We start from the raw sequence: 22,804 nt of genomic DNA, 5'->3' as shown, positions 1-22,804 counted from the left end.
TCCATTTGCAACAATATTTACTGGTGACACTATCTGTAAATATTGTTTTATACAACCACTCGATAATGCTCAACGGGCATGAAAAAAAAACACACGATCTATTCTTTCGTACTCCTTGCGCTAACAGGTTCTGAGCTTGCCGCTCAGGACACGATCCGGTATAGTGGAAAAACGCTGGTCAATGTTGATTACCATCACGGTCAGCTTAGTCCGGCCATTGGAGTACATTCTTACCAGACACTTCGCGCAAACCGGACTAATTCACAGGGAGATACCTCAGTTACCTGGACCTACAACCATGCTCCGATGCTGGCTTACTGGAACAACAAGTTTTATCTCAATTACCTGAGCAATCCTGTAGGTGAACATATACCGCCCGGACAAACGCTTTTGCAGACTTCGGAAGATGGGCGAACGTGGTCGAAGGCGGAAGTGATTTTTCCACCGTACAAAATTCCTGATGGTACAACCAAGAAGGAATATCCCGGTGTGGCTAAAGACCTGTATGCGGTTATGCATCAGCGTATGGGATTTTTTGTATCTAAAAATGATCGTTTGCTTACACTTGGTTACTACGGTATTGCACTGGATGCCAAGGATGATCCCAATGATGGAAATGGTATAGGCCGTGTGGTTCGCGAAATTTATAAGGATGGCACACTAGGACCAATCTATTTTATCAGATTTAATAAATCCTGGAAACAACCTGCAGATTATCCGCTTTATAAAAAAAGCAAAGACAAGGGCTTTGTGCAGGCGTGTGACCAGCTGCTCACCAATACACTCACCACCCAGCAATGGGCCGAGGAAGCTGACCGCGACGATGAATTGGTTCCACTCAAAGGTGAGTATAAAGCATTCAGTTCTTATCATTTACCGGATGGGCGGGTGGTAGGCCTTTGGAAAAATGCATTGACAAGCATCAGCAAAGACAATGGTAAATCGTGGTTGTATAATCCCAAACGAGCTCCGGGATTTGTAAATAGCAATGCCAAAATTTGGGGGCAAAAAACATCGGACGGCAAATACGTAACGGTTTATAATCCTTCAGAATTTCGCTGGCCACTAGCATTGTCTGTGAGTGATAATGGATTGGATTATAATAATTTGCTGCTTGTTAATGGCGAAATTGCCTCTATGCGATACGGAGGGAATTATAAGTCCTATGGTCCGCAATACGTGAGGGGGATTTCTGAAGGTGATGGTAATTCCAAAGATGGAAACCTGTGGCTCACCTACAGCACAAACAAGGAGGATATGTGGGTTTCCATGGTTCCGGTTCCCATTAAAGATCATACTGAGGTACATGCAAGTGATCATTTTTCAAAGTTGCCGGATGGCAAAGAGCTGGCGGATTGGAATGTATATAGTCCCCAATGGGCACCTGTGGACATTGAAAGAAATACGTCAGGCAAAGCGCTGGTTCTTAAAGACGCAGATCCTTTTGACTATGCCAAAGTCGAAAGAGTAATTCCTGCGACGAAAAAGCTAATGGTGGAATTCAGTATTACACCTTCGCAAAGTCAAGACGGACTGCTGGATATTGAATTTCTGGATGCAAAAGGCACTCCGGGCATTCGCCTTTCTTTTGATTCAGCCGCCACTTTTAGAACTAAGGCTGGCTATCGAAACAAGAAACTGCTTACCTATGAAGCCGGCAAAACCTACAAGGTTGTGGTGAAGGCTGATGTGACTACCCGTATATACACTGTGTCAGTAAATGGAAAAGATTTGGGTAATAATATCCTGTTTGCACCTTTAGAGTCATTCAGTCGCATTGCTTTCCGGACGGGAGATACACGCCGTTTCCCGGATGCGGATACTCCCACGGATCAGATGTACGATTTACCTGATGCCGGGAGAAAAGACATTGAGGCAGTGTACAGCCTGGAGTACCTGACTACCAAGTCGTTTTAGAGTGAATAAAGCCATGTTATCAAGTATAAAGTAGTAAGTATGAACAAATTAAAATATGTCCTTTTAGCAACGGTTGCATTCGCTGTAGTGTCCGGTAATTCCCATGGACAGGGCAGGGGACTGGTAAATACTTCAAAAAGTGCCCATGCGCATTTACACGGAACTGATCTGGATGCAGTGAAATGGACACAAGGTTTCTGGGCGGATCGTTTTAAGGTTTGCCAGGAAACGATGGTTCCCAATATCTGGAAGGTTTATACAGATCCTGAGATTAGTCATTCATTCAGGAATTTTGAAATTGCGGCCGGTCTGAAGGAAGGGAATTTTAAAGGTCCTTCGTTCCATGACGGTGATTTCTACAAAACCCTGGAAGCAGTCGCCGGCATGTACGCCGTCACCAAAGATCCCAAACTGGATGCTCTGATGGATCATGCTATTGAGGTAATTGCCAAGGCGCAGCGTAAGGATGGTTACATTTATACCAAAGCGATTATTGATCAGAATAAAAAGGGAGAATCGAAAATGTTTGATAGCAGGCTGAGTTTTGAAGCCTATAACTTCGGGCATTTGATGACCACCGCCTGTGTGCATTACAGAGCTACAGGTAAAACCACTCTGCTGGAGGTCGCAAAAAAAGCAGCTGATTTCCTGATTGGTTTTTATGCAGCCGCTACACCGGAGCAGTCCCGCAATGCGATTTGCCCGGCACATTATATGGGATTAAGTGAGCTGTACAGAACAACTCATGAGCAGAAATACCTCACGCTGGTCCAACATCTGATCAGTATCAAAGGTGCTACTGAAGGTACGGATGATAACCAGGACAGGATTCCGTTTTTGGAACAAACAAAAGTACTGGGGCACGCCGTACGGGCTAATTATCTGTATGCAGGCGTAGCTGATGTTTACGCAGAAACCGGAGACCAGGCGCTACTGAAACAACTCAATACGATGTGGGAGGATCTGATGCAGCATAAAATGTATGTCACAGGCGGTTGCGGAGCGCTGTACGATGGTGTTTCGCCGGATGGTACTTCTTACAAGCCTGACGATGTTCAGAAAATTCACCAGGCCTATGGCCGCGATTATCAGCTTCCCAACTTTACGGCACACAACGAAACTTGTGCGAACATAGGTAACGTACTTTGGAACTGGCGGATGTTGCAAATCAGCGGGGATGCTAAATATGCAGACGTCGTGGAACTTGCTTTATACAATAGCGTATTGTCAGGAATTAACCTGAAGGGAGACAAGTTTTTGTATACCAATCCTTTGGCTTATTCAGATGCTCTGCCATTTGAGCAGCGCTGGTCGAAGGACAGAGTGGCTTACATCGGCAAGTCTAATTGCTGTCCGCCCAATACGGTTCGCACCGTAGCAGAGGTGAATCAGTATGCCTATAGTATTTCGGACAAAGGCGTTTACTTTAATTTGTACGGAGGAAACACCCTGAATACAAGCTTCAAAAGCGGCCAGCTGAAATTATCCCAAACCACTGATTATCCATGGGATGGAAAAGTTTCAATCAAAATAGATCAGGCTCCGAAGGAAGCAATGGCATTGTATTTCCGGATTCCCGGATGGTGCAGTGGTGCCAGATTGCTTGTGAACGGAAAGCCATCTACTGCAAAATTGGTTGCCGGAACTTATGCTGAAGTGAATGGCAACTGGAAAACAGGAGATAAAATCGAACTTGATTTGCCGATGCCGGTTAAATTGATTGAATCGAATCCATTGGTGGAGGAGACGCGCAACCAGGTCGCAGTGAAGCGAGGACCCGTGGTATACTGTCTGGAATCCACCGACTTGCCAAAAGGAAAAACGATTTTTGATGTGGCTATTGCCGTCAACAACAATCTGAAACCGGCTAAGATCACGATTGAGAACAGTCCTGTTGTGAGCTTAACCGGCGATGGTGTTTTGATCAGTCCGACTCAGTGGAATAAAAGTCTGTACCGTGAAGTTTCAACCGAAAAGCCTCAATCTGTACCGGTAAGGCTTGTTCCTTATTATGCGTGGGGAAACAGAGGACATAATGATATGTCCGTTTGGCTGCCGTTGGCGAGGTGAGTGTGATTAAAATATTTGAACCAGGAAACAACCTATACATTATCCAGCAAAAAACCGGGATCAATACCCAGCTTTTGGTAAACTGCTTTTAAAAAGGAAACATCCGGCTCGCGTTTACCATTAAGAATTTGTGACAATTTGGGTTTCCCCAAACCGAGCATGTCAGCCAGAGCACCTTGTGTAAGCTTAAGTTGAAAGCGTTTGAGTTCCACCATTTCGGAGATAGACTTTGGCATTGGAAGCGGATAATGGAGGTCTTCATATTCTTCAGCAGCAATTGCCATCTGACGAAGTTTGTTAGTCTCATTTTCAGAAAGATTTCCTTCACCCTTGTTCATTAAGGTGAGTATCTCTTTCATCGCATTTTTATAGTCCGTTTCGTGATCGTAAGTGATTTTATCGTTTTTCATAATCTATTTCTTGTATTCAACTTTTGATGCATCAATTTTATCGTATTCAGAATGAGTCCCAATGAAGACTATGTAAACCGTCCTGACTTCAAAATGAATAATGGCGATCAACCGATAATCATTTCCTTTAATGTTAAAGACATACCTGTCATTGCCCGCAGAATCTACAGAATTGAAAGTGTTTCGAACATCAGAAAACTTTGACCAATCGGCAGTTTTAACATGCTTGTACCAGTTTAATAATGCTTCTCTTGCACGCGGTTCAAATGTGATATACTCATGAATCGTTTTTTTAGAAATAATGACCACATTGATGTTTGCTGATGTGTAGATAAAGCTTCATAATAGTTTCTAAAAGTAAAATATAATTTCAAAAATTGAAACAATATAATGGATTATTTTTTCAGGATTCTTCTGCTATTAATTACTCCTATTGTTATGGAGAATGCCATTGCTCAAAAGTATACAGCTGATTGGCAATCACTCGAAAAACACAAAGAAGTACCCGACTGGATGCGCGATGCCAAATTCGGGATTTACTGCCATTGGGGTGTGTACGCTGTGCCTGCCTATAACAATGAACACTATATCCAGCACATGCATAACGACAAGCAGGACTATTCGAAGCTAGGAACTTATAAGCGACATCAGGCTTTATATGGATCTCTGGAAAAATTGGGCTATCACGATTTCATTCCAAAGTTCAAGGGGGAGAATTTCAATGCAGACGAATGGGCAGATCTGTTTGTAAAAGGTGGTGCCCGATTCGCCGGACCCGTTGCCGAGCATCACGATGGATTCGCCATGTGGGATAGTGAGCTCACACCCTTCAACGCGAAAGATATGGGTCCGAAAAGAGATGTAGTTGGTGAATTAGAGAAAGCAATCCGTGGTCGCGGACTTAAATTTTTCACTTCGTTACATCATGAACTGAATTACACCAATGTTAAACTGAAGCCAGGCTGGGCAGGAGCCGATCCGAAGTATGCGAAGCTATATGGCTCAACAATGGACAAAAAAGAATGGGATCAGATGTGGATGGATAAGTGTAAGGAGTTGGTGAGTAAATACCATCCTGACGTCATTTACCACGATGCCTGGCTTGAACAGGTTCCGGAAAAGAACATACAATCGTACCTGGCTCATTATTTCAATGAAGCTGAAAAGCGCCAACAGGATGTGATCGTCACTTACAAAGGCGAGGATCTGCCGGCGGGTGTGGGCATGGAAGATCACGAAAACTCCAATCCTGATAAGATTATTGAAAAGCCATGGTTATGCGATTATTCAATAGGGACAGGCTTGTCCTATTCCTGGGGATATACCGAAGGCATGGAGATTCGTACGGCCAAGGAGATTGTTCACACACTGATTGACGTAGTCAGTAAAAACGGACAGATGTTACTCAACCTTTCTCCCATGGCCGACGGGACTTTCCCGGAAGAGCAAAAGCAAGTAGTGCATAAAGTAGGTCGCTGGATGTGGACTTTCGGTGAGGCGATATATGAAACACGTCCTTACAAAGTGTTTGGCGAAACTTTGGCTTCGGGCAAGAAGGTCTATTACACACAAAAAGGGAAAACCATCTATGCTATTTTGCTTGACTGGCCGGTAACTGCCGGGGAAATCAGAGGTACCGAGAAAGACATTGCTACTAATGGTAATCAGACCGATATTCAGTTCAGTTTGAAAACATTATCTAAAAGCGGTATCGATGGAAAGGTGAAAGCTGTGAATCTCTTGGGATTGAAAAATCTGGTTGTGTGTAACAGTGTGTTGACAGACAAAGGATTAAACATTACGATTCCCGGTAAAACGCGTATTCCTTCAGATATAGCTCATGTGATTAAAATTGAGATGGAATAGGTAATAGCATCACATCTAGAGATTAAATTTCTTACTATTTGAATATTCAAGCAATGAAAACTTATTGCCTCAGTCTGCTATTTCTTATCGTTTTTGGAGTAACAGAATCCGTCTGTTCGCAAAATCTATCCACGAAAACTGTAACTATCAGTATTCCGGATAACGCCGCACCACGTGTGGAATTTGGCGTTCAAAAGCTAAGGAGTGCATTGGAAAAAGCTGGAATAGGAATAGGTGAAAGAAAGTCGGTGTCAGAGCGAAACGGACGAAAAGTGACGATTGGCTTATATAACGATCCGGTTATCGGAAAGGAGTTGCGCAAATACCAAAACGCAAACGATAAAGCCCCCGGCAAGGAAGGTTATGTGATTCGTTCGGATGATAAAAGCATAATTGTGGCAGGTTTCGATGAATCAGGAATACTTTATGGTTGTCTGGAATTGGCAGATAAAATATCAGCAGAAGGAGCGTTACCAGTCAATTTGAATCTTACAGATCAACCTGAAATGGTGCTTCGCGGAACCTGCATTGGCATACAAAAAACAGAGTATCTTCCCGGTCGCACTGTTTATGAATATCCTTACACGCCGGAAAACTTTCCATGGTTGTATGACAAGGAGCTGTGGATTAAGTATTTGGATATGCTCGTTGAGAACAGGCTGAATTCCTTGTATTTATGGAACGGTCACCCATTTGCCTCGTTGGTGAAGCTGAAGGATTATCCGTATGCAGTGGAGGTAGACGAGCAAACTTTCAAAAAGAATGAGGAACTGTATAGCTTTTTGACCACGGAAGCAGATAAACGTGGAATATGGGTGATACAGATGTTTTATAACATTATCGTTTCCAAGCCATTTGCTGAAAAGCATAATATGCCAACTCAGGAAAGGAAGAGGGAAATAACACCATTGTTATCAGACTACACGCGCAAGTCCATCGCTGCATTTGTAGAAAAATATCCGAATGTAGGTTTGCTCATTACTTTGGGTGAAGCCATGGAGGGCGATGAAAATGATGTGGAATGGTTTACAAAAACGATCATTCCCGGCGTGAAAGATGGTCTTGCGGCGTTGGGCTCTTCTACACAACCACCTATTGTTTTGCGGGGGCACGATACAAATCCTCAGTTGGTGATGAAAGCATCTCTGCCTTTGTATAATTCGTTATTTACAATGAACAAATACAACGGCGAAGCACTTACTACTTACCAGCCACGTGGCCCCTGGACGAAAATGCACAGGGAAATGAGTGCGCTGGGTTCGACCCATATCGACAACGTTCACATATTGGCAAACCTTGAACCTTTCCGGTACGGATCGGCAGATTTTATACAAAAAAGTGTGCAGGCGATGCATGATATACACGGTGCGAATGGTTTGCATCTTTATCCGGAGTCATCGTATTGGGATTGGCCCTATACAGCTGACCATACGTCCCAGCGTTTGTTACAGATTGATCGTGATTGGGTTTGGTACAAAGCTTGGGCGCGTTATGCCTGGAATTGCAGGCGGGATCGCAAACAGGAGATAGCGTACTGGGGCGGAGAATTGGGCGATGAGTTCGGAGCCGGGCAGGCTGGAAAAGATATACTTGAAGCTTACGAGCAGGCAGGAGAAATCGCTCCGAAGTTGTTACGTCGTTTTGGGATCACGAATGGAAACAGACAAACGCTTACGCTGGGAATGACAATGAGCCAACTTGTAAATCCAAAGAAATACCGTGTTTGGCCGGAGCTGTATAATTCAGATGGGCCGGAAGGGGAGACGCTAACGGAATATGTGGATAAGGAACTTCAATCGCTGAAACATATCGGAGAAACACCGGTTCAGATTATCGCTGAGGTAGTACTTCATGGTAAATTGGCCGCAGATGCCATTGATAGAGCCGCTTCGCATGTTACAAGGAACAAGGATGAATTCGGAAGAGTAAAAAATGACGTGTATTGCACTCAGGCACTAGCCGATTTTTTCTCTGAAAAAGTGAAGGCGGCGGCACTTGTCTTAACGTACACCTATACAAAAAAACTGTCTGACCTTGAAGCTGCATTGCCACATCTTGAACAAAGCGTAGATCATTATAAAAGATTGGTTGAGCTTACAAAAGATACCTATTTGTATGCCAATAGCATGCAAACAGCTCAGAGACGTATACCAGTTGGTGGGGATGGCGGTAAAAATAAAACCTGGGTAGAATTGCTACCATTTTATCAAAAAGAGGTGGAGCGTTTTAAGATTAATTTGAGGAAATTAAAAGCAGGTGAAGGCAGCAGGAATACCAGCGAAGTGATTACACCAATTTCCGTAGCTTTAACTCGTAAGACTGAAACTTTTCAGTTGAAAAATGGTGAGGAGGTCTATAAAGACACTCCGTCTGCAGTGAAAGGTTTGCCTGATTCCTTTTCGGAACTTCAAGCGTTACGATTCAATGCGAAAGATCAATATGCCAAAAATTCAAAAATTGAATTTGAAACTGATGTGCCGGTGAAATTGCTGGTGGGCTACTTTCAATCAGGTCAATCCGGATTTCTTAGTACACCCAATCTCGAAACCGATGCCACGGCGAACGATTACGGTGAGGCGGAGGTACAGATTGCCGGTGCGTTTACGGTTAATAAAATACCTGTGAATATTCATGTTTTCACCTTTCCTTCCGGAAAACATACGCTGGTTTTTGGGAAAGGAAAAGTGCTGGTTTTGGGTTTTACAGATACAAATGTTGATCTGAAAAACCTTGTTTCAAAAAGTGATAAAGCAGCGTCAAATATTGATTGGTTGTTTGAAGAGGATTGATTTGTCTTTCGGCAGGTTCTTGCTTTATTTGCGATTCAATTTAACTCCTCTATTGTGATTTTTAAAAGTTTAGGTGTTTTGGTTTCTGTCCTTTTTGTGTCAATTGCAGCGTCAGCTCAGCCTGATGTATTAAGATGGCATAAAGACGTGACACTCGAAGCAAAAAGGTTTAATATTGACACCACTGCCGCACGCCAGATGCTGGATGTGAATGTTCGTTACAGGCATTGGTTCGAAAGCAATAATCTCAGTAAATACCAGCTTCGTCTGCTCTCCGATGCGGTACTTTTTTATCGCTCCTCTTATTTGCCGGACACAACCCGGGAAACCCTCAGACGTGCCAAAATTATCTTCGATCTGAGTGGATACCATAGCAAACTATTAAAATTGAGGGCGTATGAGGTCGGTCTAAAAGGGGGATCGCTTCGTGAATTAAATCGCCAAATGGACAGTGTTTATTTGCAAACCAAGGATGAGATAGGGAATCTCTACACCCAATTTCGTGAGGATTCACAATTCTTTGGTAATTCAGCCCTGCCGGTATGGGAGTCCAATGTTCGTGATTTATTGACTAACACACCCGAAATTAAAGAAGTGGTTATAGCACCTCAGACGCAGTGGGGAATGTTTCTTAGTGTAAGTCAGGAATTTTTTGCAGATAAAACAAAAGAAGTGTTTAAGCATGCGACGGGCGGAGGAATGGGTATTTATCTGGATGTAAAACGTTCAAGATTTCTGGTGGATATAAGTATCGGTGCAAGCCGGACAAAAGGTGAGATTGATGCAAAGGGTTATTGGGCGGCTGGGACGCGTGCTACACACGCAAGGGCAGATTTAATGTATGGCTGGAAAGTCATTGATAAGAGTTTTGCGCTGGTTCCCTATGTGGGTTACGGACTATCCGAATTTACCCCTTCCAAAGCGGAAAAAGATGACAAACGAGCTGCAAGGGGATATAGCCCTGTAATTGGACTGGAAGTAAGCAGGAAGTTTAAACATACTGAAAACATGTTTGAAAAAACGAGCTATTTTGCCAGAGCAAGTGTGACCGTAACCCCGGGGAATAACATCAGGAATTATGGAGGCTCCCAGGTGAATGTCAAATTATCAGTAGGTTTGTCCGGGGCAAAAATGAAATATAAAGATGTTAAGGAGTAGCTGTTCTTTTAAATCGGCAATAAACGAATTGCAAAATGGCTACAGTTTTAGAAATGGTGGAATTCGTAAGAGATTTGACCGGCAATGATAAAATTAGGGAGCATACAGACATATTAGACAGTGGCTGTGTAGGGGATGATTTTCATGAGTTAATAGAAAAGTTTAGTGATCGGTACCATGGCGACATGAATGCCTATCTATGGTATTTTCATGGTGATGAGGAGGGGTTTAATATAGGAGGTTTATTTTACAAGCCTCCATATGACCAGGTGAAACGAATACCCGTCACCCCAGCTTTACTTGCAGAAATAAGTGGGGTTGGAAGATGGAATATTGAGTATCCTGATCATGTTATTAGTTCAAAGCACAATGACATAATTGCTAGGCTTATATTTGTAGCAACGGTATTTTTATCACTGTTTTATTACCTTCTACGATAATAGGTTATAACTGTATTTGAGAAAGTTACAAAATACCAATTAATGTTTCCTACAATTCCCTTACCCAAATATTCCTGAAACTCACCCGACTATTGTGTTCCTGTAATCGCAATGGTAGTTTTGGTTCATGGTACTCATACTTCGGATAACCCTGATAGACCATCGGGCCTTTTATTTCAGCGTGATTGATAATCAATACGTTGTTATGGAATACCGTCATGTAAGCGGGCGATTTTAGCGTTTTATCTTCATTGAAAATTGGTGCGGTGAAAACAATGTCATAAGTCTGCCATGTTTGCGGTTTCGTTGCTGCATTCACAAGGGGAGCATGCTGTTTGTATATACTTCCCGCCTGACCGTTGTAATAAATCCGGGTATCGTAGTTATAAGATTCATAGATCTGAAGTTCATATAATCCCATCAGAAATACGCCGCTGTTACCCCGGTTATTACTTTTGTCTTCCGTGGGATCGGGCGTTTTCCATTCCAGATGCAGCTGTATATTCCCGAATTTCTGTTTGGTCTGAAGGTCGGTCGCTTTTCTTACAATAGTCAGCGCATCGTCATGAGCTTCCCACTTTGCAGGAGCACCATCAGGATGCTCCCAGTTAACAATATCTTTTTTACTTCCATAAAGCACAATAGCATCAGAGGGTGCTTTGGCATAGGTATCTCCCGGTGTTACTAACGGTGGTTTGACTGACCAGTCCTCGGTATCGGAGGCAGGTGGAAGCATCTGCTGACCCTGGGCATACACGGCGCAGGTAAACACCCAGCCCGCTAACGTCAATAATATATTCTTATTCATATTTCAAATTCTCTGATTGAGAAAAACGCATCCAAAATTTCATCGTACACGCAGAATCCCTTTCATCACAAATGCATGACCGGGAAAACTGCAAAGAAAAGGATAATCTCCCGGAGCGGGCGCAGTGAAATAAATGCTTTGTGTAGTTTCAGGCTGTATCAGACATGTGTGAAAAAGCACCGATTTGTCATTAGGTATGTAGCCTGCATTAGCACCGTCCAGACCCATATCCATCGCCAACTGCCCCACCTTCTCTGATGAACCTGGTGATGTAATAACCAGATTATGCAACATGTCGTCATTGTTATTGAAACTCAGTTTTACTTTACTTCCGGCTTTGACTTCAAGGAGCTCCTGATCAAATTTTAGTCCAGGTTTTGTGGACATTGTAATGGTTATATCAGGCCCGTCTGTCCAGGTAGCAGGTTGGCTTTGAACAGATTTGTCGGGATCAATTCCGCAAGCAGTAGGGGTTGTATTGGGCTTCTGATGATCAGCATGTTGATGGGTTTGCTGCGTACCTTCAGGAAATGAGTTGATTGTGTAATAGGCCAGTGGATGTAAGATCGCTTCTCCATTTTTGCTGTTCAGATCATTGATTTTGAGCTCATGCACATAGCCTGCGCGAAGTCCTGAAACGGTTAGACTGACCTTCAGTCCATCCGCTGAAACTTCGGCTTTTTGTACCAGGCACGGAGCTGAATTAATTACGGGACTACCATATTTTTTATGATAACTGTAGGTAAAGCCTGTCATTTTGTAGTGATCGGTATCGGATGCCTTTTTCGGATCTACAGGTTTGGTGAATTCCAATTCAAAGCCCGTCGTCGTGATGCTCATGGTTTTAATTTCCATGGGAATCTGCTTCGTCCATGTCAATCGCTGCAGGCCATACTGCGCTTTGCCGGTAGACGCCCAGCCACGACTCGTCATACCCACAAAAAGAGATTGGTCACTTCCCCATGCCATGCGGAGGATACCAGAACTGAATCCTTCGCGAAATGGAAAACAGGCTCCCTGATATTGCCCGTTCACTTTTTCAAGGTATGTTCTCATAATCTTGCTGTGCCCCTGATCACCCACAAGCAGCTGTCCTTTGAACGGCCCAAATGCATCGGAATCCATAGAAAGAATCGCTGAAGTAGAAATACCCATGACGGTATGAGGAAACCATACAGACGGTAATTTGAAATGCGGTTTGCCTTGGGCATAATCATACATCGTTCCGACTGAATCAGCAAAAGAGGAACGTTCTAAATGAACAGTTGAAGCCGGTTCTCCCGACCATTTTAGTCCTGCCGGATGGCCTGCAAAATCACCTTCATTCAAATGCGTGATACGTCCTGACCCTATCCAGTCTCCCTGGTTTTCTGCGAAGAATATGTCTCCCTGGCTGTTGAGTCCGAATGCTGCGGGTGAACGCATGCCTGTTGCGAAGGGTGTCATTTTTCCATCCTCTGTAATTTTGAGCATCCAGCCGCGCCATTTGGTAAGGCTTTCTCCGCGACCAACCCAGGAGAGGTTCAACGTGACGAGCATATCACCATTGGGCAGGAAAAGTGGTCCGTAGGAATATTCGTGGTAATTGCCTGAGATAGGCCAGGAATACACTGTGTTGAATTTATCCGCTATCCCGTCTTTATCCGTGTCAGTGATTTTGGTAAGTTCCGATCGCTGTGTTGTATAAAATGAACCCTTCCGATATGCAAGCCAGAGAGGTTCGTGCAACCCGTTAGCAAATAACGTGTATTTTGGTTTTATACTTTTCTTCTGATAAGGATCGTCAATCATCCAGATCTCACCACGGCGCGTAGCCACACCAAGGCGATCATCATCCGTAAAAGCAAGTCCGCCCACTTCCAGCATCACACTGTCAGGGATGGGCACGTCAGTCAATTTATAAAATGGATTCTCTTTTGTAGAAAAATCGGTTTGAGAGAATGCGACGCCTGAGCATAGCAATGCCGAAACAGTAAGCAATCTGGTAAACACCGATGCTGTAGGGGTTTTGGAGGTCGACTTTACCATACGATGTTATATTGGATGGTCTGAACAGGAGTAGAAACGGAGACAGGCACTATGAGTTGCTGAACGCCGTTGTTTTTTCGGATGGTGGCAACTGCATTGTTAACAGTCAGTTTTTCAATATAATAGCGTTTGTCGTCTACTGCGTAACTGCTATCTGCCAGCGTTTCTATAAACCTGCCTTCTGCCAGTAATATATAGTAATGCTTTCTTTTATTTGCGTTTTGAATTTTCAATTGTCTTGCAAGACCTTCATGAGATGGTAATTGCGTCATCTTGTCTTCAACTTTAACATCCTGAAGTGCATAGGAAAAAACAGGAACCTGCTTGTCATCCAGACTGTAACCTCGCAAAGTAAAAACACCATCTGATGTCTGAGCCGAATCCGGCCAGGTACTTGTGTTTTCTTTCAATCTGGCGAGCAACGGTTTTCCGGAGAACTCCAGTTTGGCACCAAGTGGTATTTCAAGTTGCTTTTCCCCGCGTTCCCGCCACATATTGGCTACATCAATAAACCTACCGTGCCAGACCGCAAGTAGATTATAGGTATGCATGTCATAAGCATAGTTGTTGGCACCAAATCCGACTGCGGCTGTATACGGGTTTACTTTTTCACCGTGCATCATAAACCCTCGTTGCAGCGCAGGTTTATCTTTGACCTGATATTCAAGTGGCTCAAAGTGTTCACTGAGTCTCATTGAAGAAGCAGTTGTCAACGATTGCCATGGTATTTGCGGACCCTGATAATGCAGTACCAGACATTCATCAGAATTAGAGTACACGAGTTTAAATGGGTATTTTCCCTTCTTCAGGTTTGTTCTTTTGTAAAAAGCCCTTTCAAAATCCCGCGAACCATTGTTACTGATCACCTGCTTATTATCAATATATAACCACGCACCTCCGCCGGCAGTAAGGCTGAACAGATATTCTCCGGTAGCAGGAATATCTACCATTCCATCAAAAACCAATTGCGATTTTCGGTCACCTACACGATGTGAGAGCGTATCCGTCTTCCCCTGTCTTTTGACAGGTAAAAGATTGAGCGTGTCCGGGTTTTTGTGGAGACCGTTATATACTTTGAAAGCAAGATCAGAAAGCACTATTTTTTCTGTCCCGAAGGTTTTATAATGGATATTTCTGATGGCAAATCCACCTGTTTTTCCGTTGATTGAAAATGTCTTTGTAGAAGGATTGGCTGGTTGCATGTGAATGATATCGTCTTGTTGGATAACATCTTGTCCATTCAGCAATACCTTTTCTATCTTCTTATTTCCTTCAGAACCTACAAATTGAATACGCAGATGTTGCCACAATCCGGCAGCCTTATAAGCATCAGCACCGGACTTCATCCACAAATCCGAAATGTTGATCTGGTGCTGATTATGTAATGTAACAGAGAAACCGGCCTGTCGGCTTAGCAGGAAATCAAACTCCAGATCTATGTCACCAAATTCTAATTTACTGACAAGAGGAGCAGAGTTTGAAGAAGGTGTGTATGTCAGAATTCCTTTTCCTTCAACAGGAGTTAATCTGCCTGAATGATGCCTGCTGGCGGAGACGTTGCCGGCAATCTGCCAGGATGTTGTACTCAATTTTTGAAAATGAGACAGGTCAGATAAGGGTAGTAGTTCACTTTCGAGCTCGCTGGCTAACGGTTGAGCAAATGAACAGGCACTGATCACAAGTAAAATCAGTATGGACAGGATTTTGAATTGGAAAAATGATTGCATGTAATATTCTGGTATGCAAATACAAGGAAATTATATCACAATAATACTATAATATTTTCACTTATTACTTTTTATTTTCTTTTGTTTTCGTAAATTTGCTTTTGTTAAGTTTAATATTTCTATTTGTATCGTTAAGCGGTTTATTTTTGATGTGATGTTATGAATTAATTGTTTTCCTTCTATTTTTAGGTAAAAAACAAAAGGTCAACAAAACAAAAGAATAAACAATGCTGGCAAACCAAAGAAGAGATAAGATTCTTGAATTGTTAAAAGAGGATGGTTCGGCCAAGGTGGTAGATCTGGCCAGACTCTTCAAAGTGACGGAAGTTACGATCAGGCAGGACTTGGATAAACTCGAAAGAGACGGTCTCGTGATTAAAGAGCACGGCGGAGCGTTCCTGAAAAATGTTGAAGATCAGGTAAGGAATTTTTCACTTGCCAATCAGGAACATCTGGACAAAAAAGAACTGATCGCAGCAAAGTGCCTGGAATATATTGAGAACGGTGACACGATCATTTTAGATTCGGGTTCGACAACAACTGAAATTGCCAAAAAACTAAGAGGGAGCAACCGTCATTTAACAGTGATTACCAACGCGTTGAATATTGCGCTTGTACTCGGTGCAGAAACAGGTATAGAAGTGATTATGACAGGAGGTGAGTTTAAGCCACCAACATTGTCGCTGACAGGACAGAAAGCGGCAGACTTTTTCAAAGGTCTGAATGTGCAGAAACTGTTTCTTGCTACTGCAGGTTTGTCGCTGAAAGCTGGGCTTACTTATCCGAGTATCAGTGATTTAGTAGTTAAAAAGGCCATGATTGATGCAGCAGATACGACCTATCTGGTTGCGGACTCAACCAAGGTGGGTAAAAGTGCTTTTGCAAGTTTGGGCGCATTGTCGCTGATCGACTATATCATCACTGATGCAGGTGTGGAAGATAAGCACAAGCAACTATTCCGCGATAATGAAATTGAGCTGATTATAGCAGGCTGATGTAAAGAGCATCAGTATATAGTACACAATATCTCAGTTATATGTTGAAGTGCAGCTAACTGAAAGTCAAATCACCATGAGCGAAAAAGGAAGTATTGGCGTAATAATCGGTAACCGAGATTTTTTTCCTGACAGGCTGGTTGCCGAAGCGAGAGTAGAGATCATTGATCTTTTGAAGAATCTGAAAATCAATGCGGTGATGCTGGATGCAGCAGAAACCAAGCTGGGCGGTGTAGAAACTTTCCAGGACGCACAGAAATGTGCCGCATTGTTTCGGAGGCATCGGGATGAGATCATAGGTGTACTGGTTATACTTCCTAATTTCGGTGATGAGCGGGGTATTGCAGAAACGCTCAAATTATCGGAACTGAATGTGCCCGTACTTGTACAGGGCTATCCGGACGATCTGGATAAACTGGATGTAGCAAGAAGACGGGACTCCTGGTGTGGTAAAATTTCGGCTTGTAACAATTTGTACCAGTTTGGAATTAAGTATACACTCACTAGCAAACACGTGATGCGTCCGTCGGATCCTGCATTTATCCGCGACCTGAAAGACTTCATGGGAGTGTGCAGAGTTACGAAAGGATTGCGAAGTATGAGAATAGGAGCGATTGGAGCACGTCCGGGTGGTTTCAATACGGTTCGCTACAGTGAGAAAATATTACAACGAAATGGCATATCGGTGGTGACAGTGGATTTGTCTGAGATATTAGGCAATGCACAAAAACTGACTGCCCAGGATGCATCGGTACAACAACGCCTGCAAAGAATACGTGACTATGCACCAACAGGTCGCACGCCGAACGAAGCTTTGATTCAAATGGCAAAACTGGATGTGGTGCTTTCTGATTTTATGCAGGAAAATGCTTTGGATGCAACCGCTATTCAATGCTGGACATCGGTGCAGAAAAATTACGGGTGTAACGTATGCACAAGTATGAGCATCATGAGTGAAAATGGTTTGCCAAGTGGTTGCGAAGTGGATGTGACGGGTACTCTGAGTATGTACGCCATGCAGCTGGCTTCGGGTTCCCCAAGTGCGCTGGTAGACTGGAATAATAACTATGCCGACGATGAGAACAAATGCGTGCTGTTCCACTGCGGTAACTGGGCGAAATCATTTCTGCCTGATATTGAGATCAGTACGGCTCCAATATTAGGGACAACTGTAGGTGAGCACAATACATACGGCGCGCTGTCAGGCAGAACGCCTGCGATGCCCCTGACTTTCGGACGTATCAGTACGGATGATCCGAAAGGTATTATGAAAGCTTATGTGGGAGAAGGACGGCTTACAGACGATACATTAAAAACATTCGGAAACAGGGCGGTAGCTGAGATCCCGAATCTTGAAAAACTGATGAATTATATATGCCGTAATGGTTTTGAGCATCACGTGGTAATGAATGCTTCAAAAACAGCGTCTATTTTGCAAGAAGCATTGGGCAATTATATGGGCTGGGAAGTTGAGCTTTTTCAGGAGCCAGCTTTTAAACCCTCTGAATATCAACATACAGACAAAGAACTGGTGACGCAGTACTAAATATTCCGAAGGCTTTACTATATACTCCCGGATTATAATATCCGGGACTTTAACTCCAACAACATCATGTCGGAACAGGAACTTACGCGCAAATCGGTGGAGTACCGGCGTAAAATACTCAAATACATCTACGAGGCCAAGGCAGGACATACCGGCGGTAGTTTATCATGTATTGATATTCTCAATGTGCTTTATAACCACACGCTGAATGTGGATCCGCAGCAATTTGGCTCGCCCGACCGTGACCGGTACATACAGAGTAAAGGTCATACGGTGGAGGCTTTGTATGTGGTGTTGGCATCAAGAGGTTTCTTCCCGGAGTCGGACCTGGAAACGCTCTGTAAGTATAAATCGCACTACATCGGGCATCCTACCCGGAAAGTACACGGTGTGGAGCAAAACACAGGAGCATTGGGACACGGCTTACCTATTAGTGTAGGTACTGCCATTGCTGGGAAACTGGACGGAAAAGATTATCGCGTGTTTACGTTGCTGGGTGACGGTGAGCTGCCCGAGGGATCCAACTGGGAAGCTGCTTTGACAGCGGCCCACTACAAACTGGACAACCTGTGCGCGATCCTGGACAAGAACAATCTGCAGATAACAGGCTCTACGGAAAGTGTTTGTAATACTGATCCGGTGGATAAAAAGCTGGAAGCGTTCGGTTGGTCTGTGCGCCATGTGGACGGACATGATATCGGCCAGCTAAAGGAAGCATTGGATGCTGTGCCATTTGAGAAAGGAAAACCAAGTTTTATCATTGCACACACGGTAAAAGGCAAGGGAATCAGTTATATGGAAAACCAGCTGAAATGGCATCATGGCGTTCCGGATCCGGCTCAATATGAATTGGCAATGAGCGAATTGGCTGATCCGGAAGCGGCGATATAAGGGTTTTACTCATCACTATAAATGTTTAAAAAGTGGATGCAACGATCGAAAATATACTTATAGGCAATCAGGCCAATCTTGAAGTTTTTTCAGCCACCTTACAACAACTGGCAGAAACAGACAGGGATATTGTCGTGGTTACGAGTGATTCAAGAGGGTCCGGAAAATTGGTTCCGTTTGGTAAAAAATTCCCGGACCAGATTGTGGAAGTGGGCATCGCAGAGCAAAATCTGGTGGGGGTATCAGCCGGACTCGCATCTGCCGGTAAAAAAGTTTTTGCTGTATCTCCTGCCTGTTTTCTGACTGCCAGGGCGCTGGAGCAGATCAAGAACGATGTCGCCTACTCCGACAACCCGGTAAAACTGGTAGGAATAAGTGCCGGAGTAAGTTATGGAGCGTTGGGATCGACACACCATAGTCTGCACGACTTTGCCGTTTTACGGACAATCAATAATCTGATTATCGTTGCCCCTGCTGATAATTTTGAAACAGAGCAAGCCATTCGTTTAGCAGCTGAAAGTGACGTTCCGGTTTACCTCCGTTTTGGGAAGAAATCAATGCAATTGCTTTCAGAGGATGAAAAGACTTTTGATTTTGGAAAAGCACGCATCGTAAAAACGGGAAGTGATCTGACGATTATTGCAACAGGGGAAACCGTATTTCCTGCGATACAAGCGGCTGCGAAACTGGAACGTGAGTCTGACATTTCGGTGCGTGTAGTGAGTATGCATACCATCAAACCTCTCGACTATACACAACTTAAAAACATAGCCCTGGAAGGAAAACCGATTATCACTGTGGAAGAGCATAGTGTATACGGCGGATTGGGAGAAGCGTGTGCCTCATTCCTTTTGCAAAACCAGTTTACAAATCGTTTCTGCATCATAGGCGTGCCCGATGAATATACCGTGACTGGCTCTCAACAGGAGATTTTCGACCATTATGGTATTTCAGAAAAAGGTATTGCTGAAGTAGCGCTGGATCTGCTTAAAGATCAGAACTGATTTTTAAATTCCTGATTTATTCCTTTCGATATGAATTTGATTAAGAGTTTGCTATTTGCTTTCATGAGTTTTTCCGCATTTGTATGCCACGGGCAGGCTGATACGGAGAAACGAAGAGTGTTGATTCTCACTGATATTGAAAATGAACCCGATGATACGCAGTCGCTGGTGCGGTTTCTGACCTATTCCAATCAATGGGATATAGAAGGCCTAGTTGCGACTACATCCGTTCATCAAAAGAGCAGGGTCGCTCCGGAAAAAATCAGGCAACTCATTACAGCTTATGGAAAGGTTCGGAACAATCTGCTCTTGCATGAAAAGGGATTCCCGACAGAACAATATCTGAATAGCATCACCAAGTCTGCTTTGCCCGAGTTCGGCATGGATGCGATTGGAAAAGGCAAAGACTCAGAAGGATCGGAATGGATTATCAAAGTAATTGACAAAGAGGACAAACGGCCCGTCTGGATCCCGGTTTGGGGTGGAGCAAACTGTCTGGCGCAGGCGCTCTGGAAAGTAAGAATGACGCGTTCCCCGGAGGATTTACAAAAGTTTGTTTCCAAAATCAGAATGTATACCATTTCAGATCAGGACGACACGGGTCCGTGGATTCGCAAAACGTTCCCGGATTTGTTTTATGTGGGAAGCCCGGGTTACCATGCTGCAGGTGCTTATCACTACGCGCTGTGGTCGGGTATAAGCGGAGATAAATTCCATGGCCGTTTTACTGGAGCTAACTTTGAAATCGTCGACAATCCGTGGCTGGATGCAAACGTTCGTAACCATGGTCCGCTAGGTGCCGAATATCCTTTTACCAAGTTCCTGATGGAAGGAGATACGCCCTCGTTTTTAGGACTCATTCCGAATGGTCTGAACGAGCCGGAACATCCTGAATATGGCGGATGGGGCGGTCGTTACGAATTGTATACGCCACGTATGCAAAAGTGGTTTTACGAGGCCGAAACACGCCCAATCTACACAGATGCTGTCGATGAAGTAATGGGTGTGGATGGTAATTACCATACGAGCAGCAAGGCTACCTTGTGGCGATGGAGAGAAGCATTTCAGCATGATTTTGCGGCCAGAATGGACTGGACGATCAAGCCTTTCAAGGAGGCAAATCACCCACCCAAAGCCTTGTTAAAACATGCCAATCAGCTGACAGCTAAAAGCGGTCAGGCTGTGACACTGAATGGTTCCGGATCGAGTGATCCTGATGGCAATAAGTTATCTTTCAAATGGATCTATTATCCGGAGGTTGGAACTTATGTGATCAAAGAACCGATAAAGATCGAAAATACAGAAGCTGCGCAAACTACATTCGTAGCGCCAAAGGTTTCAAAACCAGAAACATTGCATATCATTTTAGCCGTAACAGACGACGGTACGCCTTCTTTGACACGCTATCAACGTGTGATTGTCACAGTTTTTCCTGAATAATATAGTTAGGATCTCAGGTTTGATGTCTTAACGTATTTTTCCTAACCCGAAAAATTTCAATGAACAAGTTGTTAAAATCATGTCTGACAGCGCTGGGGTGTGTCCTTTTTGGAGTTGCATTAATCCGTTGTAAAACAAGACAAACTACAGACGAACCTAAAAAAATAGCCATTGTGGTCTCCACTCTGAATAATCCGTGGTTCGTTTTCCTGGCGGAAAGAGCGCAGGCAAAAGCAAAAGAGCTGGGTTATGAATCGAAAGTATTTGACTCGCAAAATAACACCGCACAGGAAACAGATCACTTCGAAAATGCGATTGCTTCTGGCTACAACGCCATTTTATTCAATCCTACTGACGCAGACGGCTCCATTATCAATGTCAAAAATGCTACAGCGGCGGGTGTTCCGGTTTTTTGTATGGACAGAGAAGTGAATGCCAACGACGCTGCCACTTCACAGATACTCTCAGACAGCTATTCCGGCTGTGTTTCGATTGCCAAATACTTTGTGGAGACGCTCAATAAAAAAGGGAAGTATGTCGAAATTCTGGGAATGGTGGGAGACAACAATACATGGAACCGCTCTAAAGGATTTCATAGCGTAGTGGATCACTATCCTGATCTGAAAATGGTGGCGCAACAGAGTGCAGATTTTGATCGCAACAAAGCCATGGAGGTGCTGGAATCCATTCTCCAGGCTCAGCCTGATATTGATGCTGTTTTCTGTGGAAACGACGCTATGGCCATGGGCGCGTATCAGGCGCTGGTGGCTTCGGGTAAGGCTGATAAAGTAAAAGTATTTGGTTTTGACGGAGCAGAGGACGTAGTCCTGTCTATTCAGCAGGGGAAAATAATGGCAACCGGTATGCAGTTCCCCGAAGTGATGGCTGAAACCGCAGCGAATTTTGCAGATGCTTATTTCAAAGGTAAAAGAGATTTTCCTAAAAAAATGCCTGTAGCTGTGGAACTGGTCAGGAAAGACAACATTGAAAATTATGCGGCTTACGGCAAAAAGGAATAGGATATGAAAAAATCAGTTAAATATATCGTGTTTCTGGCAGTAGTAGCGGTTGTCGCGTACAACTCAGTCTATTTCAAGGCTCTGGATGAGGTGAAGGCAGGAACGAGTTCATTCAATGCTGCCAAATATGCCGGGGAATTTTGGACAGCGAGGCTAATTCCTGCATTGAAAAAATCGGTTTCCTACAATGTACTTCTACCCCTTTTGCAAACTGAAAAAGACAAAGCTTTTGAGCAGTATTCCCATGCCTTAGGAATAGGTAATATCAGGTATTTTCTGGTGAAAGGAGAAGGCGAAGTAATATCGGTGGATGAAAACGAAGTGATTGTCAGGCTTGATTCGGCTGGCCAGAGACCGGAGTTACGACTGGCTACAGAATATGTATTCGGCAATGCAGTGAGAGATGCTTCTGGTAGTCTACACATCAACGAATTTGAGAATTCAATGGATTTTAACAACGTATCTGCCGAAATCAATAAGATTATCCGCGACAAGGTAATTCCACCATTCAGGTCCAAAGTGAAAAAAGGGGACGTTGTTTCTTTCCATGGGGCCATTGAGCTGAACAGGGAGTATTTGGATCTGAAACGAGTAGAGGTGATTCCGGTGGAATTAAGAATTAAGAATGAGGAGTTAAGAATGAAGATTTAAGAGTTGAGAATTAAGAGTGAATGGGGCTTTGTGTGGTTGGGAGTT

18 protein-coding genes are annotated in these 22,804 nt (G+C 43.7%); 13 read left to right on the top strand and 5 right to left on the bottom strand.

The window, feature by feature from the left end; genetic code table 11:
• The first annotated feature begins 78 nt into the window (after nt 1-78).
• Both DSL64_RS22950 and DSL64_RS22945 read left to right on the top strand, forming a co-directional pair.
• The gene (locus DSL64_RS22950; RefSeq protein ID WP_229217195.1) at nt 79-1,917 is read left to right on the top strand and encodes a sialidase/neuraminidase family protein; all 1,839 of its coding nucleotides are present in this window, start codon (nt 79-81) and stop codon (nt 1,915-1,917) included.
• Between the two features lie 39 nt (nt 1,918-1,956).
• Nucleotides 1,957-3,987 (top strand): aceric acid hydrolase, encoded by a 2,031-nt coding sequence (locus DSL64_RS22945; protein WP_115833286.1) that lies wholly within the window; start codon nt 1,957-1,959, stop codon nt 3,985-3,987.
• Nucleotides 3,988-4,019: 32 nt separating this feature from the next.
• Here the strand turns inward: DSL64_RS22945 and DSL64_RS22940 are convergent, their stop codons facing one another.
• Both DSL64_RS22940 and DSL64_RS22935 read right to left on the bottom strand, forming a co-directional pair.
• Nucleotides 4,020-4,397: a helix-turn-helix domain-containing protein gene (locus tag DSL64_RS22940; protein ID WP_115833285.1), complete on the bottom strand. Its 378-nt coding sequence runs from the start codon at nt 4,395-4,397 to the stop codon at nt 4,020-4,022.
• Between the two features lie 3 nt (nt 4,398-4,400).
• Nucleotides 4,401-4,706 carry a type II toxin-antitoxin system HigB family toxin gene (locus tag DSL64_RS22935; RefSeq protein WP_115833284.1) on the bottom strand — a complete coding sequence of 102 codons (306 nt, stop codon included), beginning with the start codon at nt 4,704-4,706 and terminating at the stop codon, nt 4,401-4,403.
• A gap of 81 nt (nt 4,707-4,787) precedes the next feature.
• Here DSL64_RS22935 and DSL64_RS22930 point away from each other — a divergent pair, with 81 nt between their 5' ends.
• Genes DSL64_RS22930 through DSL64_RS22915 form a run of 4 tightly spaced genes read left to right on the top strand, consistent with a single transcriptional unit; the run spans nt 4,788 to nt 10,650 of the window.
• Nucleotides 4,788-6,263, top strand: a complete 1,476-nt coding sequence (locus tag DSL64_RS22930; RefSeq protein WP_115833283.1) for an alpha-L-fucosidase — start codon at nt 4,788-4,790, stop codon at nt 6,261-6,263.
• Between the two features lie 53 nt (nt 6,264-6,316).
• On the top strand, nt 6,317-9,052 hold the full coding sequence (locus tag DSL64_RS22925; protein WP_115833282.1) for an alpha-d-galacturonidase: 2,736 nt from the start codon (nt 6,317-6,319) through the stop codon (nt 9,050-9,052).
• A 54-nt stretch (nt 9,053-9,106) separates the two neighbouring features.
• The gene (locus DSL64_RS22920; RefSeq protein ID WP_115833281.1) at nt 9,107-10,210 is read left to right on the top strand and encodes a hypothetical protein; all 1,104 of its coding nucleotides are present in this window, start codon (nt 9,107-9,109) and stop codon (nt 10,208-10,210) included.
• A gap of 35 nt (nt 10,211-10,245) precedes the next feature.
• Nucleotides 10,246-10,650 carry a DUF1493 family protein gene (locus DSL64_RS22915; RefSeq protein ID WP_115833280.1) on the top strand — a complete coding sequence of 135 codons (405 nt, stop codon included), beginning with the start codon at nt 10,246-10,248 and terminating at the stop codon, nt 10,648-10,650.
• Between the two features lie 49 nt (nt 10,651-10,699).
• Here the strand turns inward: DSL64_RS22915 and DSL64_RS22910 are convergent, their stop codons facing one another.
• Genes DSL64_RS22910 through DSL64_RS22900 form a run of 3 tightly spaced genes read right to left on the bottom strand, consistent with a single transcriptional unit; the run spans nt 10,700 to nt 15,213 of the window.
• Complete coding sequence (locus DSL64_RS22910) at nt 10,700-11,458, bottom strand: 3-keto-disaccharide hydrolase (RefSeq protein WP_115833279.1); 759 nt, start codon at nt 11,456-11,458, stop codon at nt 10,700-10,702.
• Between the two features lie 39 nt (nt 11,459-11,497).
• On the bottom strand, nt 11,498-13,486 hold the full coding sequence (locus tag DSL64_RS22905) for a plastocyanin/azurin family copper-binding protein (protein ID WP_115833278.1): 1,989 nt from the start codon (nt 13,484-13,486) through the stop codon (nt 11,498-11,500).
• Nucleotides 13,480-15,213: a PA14 domain-containing protein gene (locus DSL64_RS22900; RefSeq protein WP_115833277.1), complete on the bottom strand. Its 1,734-nt coding sequence runs from the start codon at nt 15,211-15,213 to the stop codon at nt 13,480-13,482. Before DSL64_RS22900 ends, DSL64_RS22905 begins: the two co-directional genes overlap by 7 nt.
• A 227-nt stretch (nt 15,214-15,440) precedes the next feature.
• Between DSL64_RS22900 and DSL64_RS22895 the strand changes: the two genes are divergently transcribed.
• The 7 genes from DSL64_RS22895 to DSL64_RS22865 all read left to right on the top strand — a co-directional run bounded on the left by DSL64_RS22895 (nt 15,441) and on the right by DSL64_RS22865 (nt 22,759).
• Nucleotides 15,441-16,208 (top strand): DeoR/GlpR family DNA-binding transcription regulator, encoded by a 768-nt coding sequence (locus tag DSL64_RS22895; protein WP_115833276.1) that lies wholly within the window; start codon nt 15,441-15,443, stop codon nt 16,206-16,208.
• Nucleotides 16,209-16,284: 76 nt separating this feature from the next.
• Entirely contained in the window at nt 16,285-17,754 is a 1,470-nt protein-coding gene (locus DSL64_RS22890; RefSeq protein ID WP_115833275.1) for an L-fucose/L-arabinose isomerase family protein, read from the top strand.
• 66 nt (nt 17,755-17,820) lie between these two features.
• Nucleotides 17,821-18,645 carry a transketolase gene (locus tag DSL64_RS22885; protein ID WP_115833274.1) on the top strand — a complete coding sequence of 275 codons (825 nt, stop codon included), beginning with the start codon at nt 17,821-17,823 and terminating at the stop codon, nt 18,643-18,645.
• A 32-nt stretch (nt 18,646-18,677) separates the two neighbouring features.
• Nucleotides 18,678-19,649 carry a transketolase family protein gene (locus DSL64_RS22880; protein WP_115833273.1) on the top strand — a complete coding sequence of 324 codons (972 nt, stop codon included), beginning with the start codon at nt 18,678-18,680 and terminating at the stop codon, nt 19,647-19,649.
• Nucleotides 19,650-19,679: 30 nt separating this feature from the next.
• Nucleotides 19,680-21,089 (top strand): DUF1593 domain-containing protein, encoded by a 1,410-nt coding sequence (locus DSL64_RS22875; RefSeq protein WP_115833272.1) that lies wholly within the window; start codon nt 19,680-19,682, stop codon nt 21,087-21,089.
• 59 nt (nt 21,090-21,148) lie between these two features.
• Nucleotides 21,149-22,108, top strand: a complete 960-nt coding sequence (locus DSL64_RS22870) for a D-ribose ABC transporter substrate-binding protein (RefSeq protein ID WP_115833271.1) — start codon at nt 21,149-21,151, stop codon at nt 22,106-22,108.
• Nucleotides 22,109-22,111: 3 nt separating this feature from the next.
• Complete coding sequence (locus DSL64_RS22865) at nt 22,112-22,759, top strand: DUF2291 domain-containing protein (RefSeq protein ID WP_115833270.1); 648 nt, start codon at nt 22,112-22,114, stop codon at nt 22,757-22,759.
• Nucleotides 22,760-22,804: the final 45 nt, after the last annotated feature.

It is taken from the genome of Dyadobacter luteus (assembly GCF_003383615.1).
Taxonomy (GTDB): domain Bacteria; phylum Bacteroidota; class Bacteroidia; order Cytophagales; family Spirosomataceae; genus Dyadobacter; species Dyadobacter luteus.
This window is presented reverse-complemented; position numbering and strand designations above follow the sequence as displayed.

Coding starts and splice junctions, on each gene's coding strand:
- DSL64_RS22925 (WP_115833282.1), top strand. CDS start 6,317: ATGAAAACTTATTGCCTCAGTCTGCTATTTCTTATCGTTTTTGGAGTA.
- DSL64_RS22905 (WP_115833278.1), bottom strand. CDS start 13,486: ATGGTAAAGTCGACCTCCAAAACCCCTACAGCATCGGTGTTTACCAGA.
- DSL64_RS22915 (WP_115833280.1), top strand. CDS start 10,246: ATGGCTACAGTTTTAGAAATGGTGGAATTCGTAAGAGATTTGACCGGC.
- DSL64_RS22940 (WP_115833285.1), bottom strand. CDS start 4,397: ATGAAAAACGATAAAATCACTTACGATCACGAAACGGACTATAAAAAT.
- DSL64_RS22945 (WP_115833286.1), top strand. CDS start 1,957: ATGAACAAATTAAAATATGTCCTTTTAGCAACGGTTGCATTCGCTGTA.
- DSL64_RS22890 (WP_115833275.1), top strand. CDS start 16,285: ATGAGCGAAAAAGGAAGTATTGGCGTAATAATCGGTAACCGAGATTTT.
- DSL64_RS22865 (WP_115833270.1), top strand. CDS start 22,112: ATGAAAAAATCAGTTAAATATATCGTGTTTCTGGCAGTAGTAGCGGTT.
- DSL64_RS22895 (WP_115833276.1), top strand. CDS start 15,441: ATGCTGGCAAACCAAAGAAGAGATAAGATTCTTGAATTGTTAAAAGAG.
- DSL64_RS22875 (WP_115833272.1), top strand. CDS start 19,680: ATGAATTTGATTAAGAGTTTGCTATTTGCTTTCATGAGTTTTTCCGCA.
- DSL64_RS22885 (WP_115833274.1), top strand. CDS start 17,821: ATGTCGGAACAGGAACTTACGCGCAAATCGGTGGAGTACCGGCGTAAA.
- DSL64_RS22930 (WP_115833283.1), top strand. CDS start 4,788: ATGGATTATTTTTTCAGGATTCTTCTGCTATTAATTACTCCTATTGTT.
- DSL64_RS22900 (WP_115833277.1), bottom strand. CDS start 15,213: ATGCAATCATTTTTCCAATTCAAAATCCTGTCCATACTGATTTTACTT.
- DSL64_RS22950 (WP_229217195.1), top strand. CDS start 79: ATGAAAAAAAAACACACGATCTATTCTTTCGTACTCCTTGCGCTAACA.
- DSL64_RS22870 (WP_115833271.1), top strand. CDS start 21,149: ATGAACAAGTTGTTAAAATCATGTCTGACAGCGCTGGGGTGTGTCCTT.
- DSL64_RS22910 (WP_115833279.1), bottom strand. CDS start 11,458: ATGAATAAGAATATATTATTGACGTTAGCGGGCTGGGTGTTTACCTGC.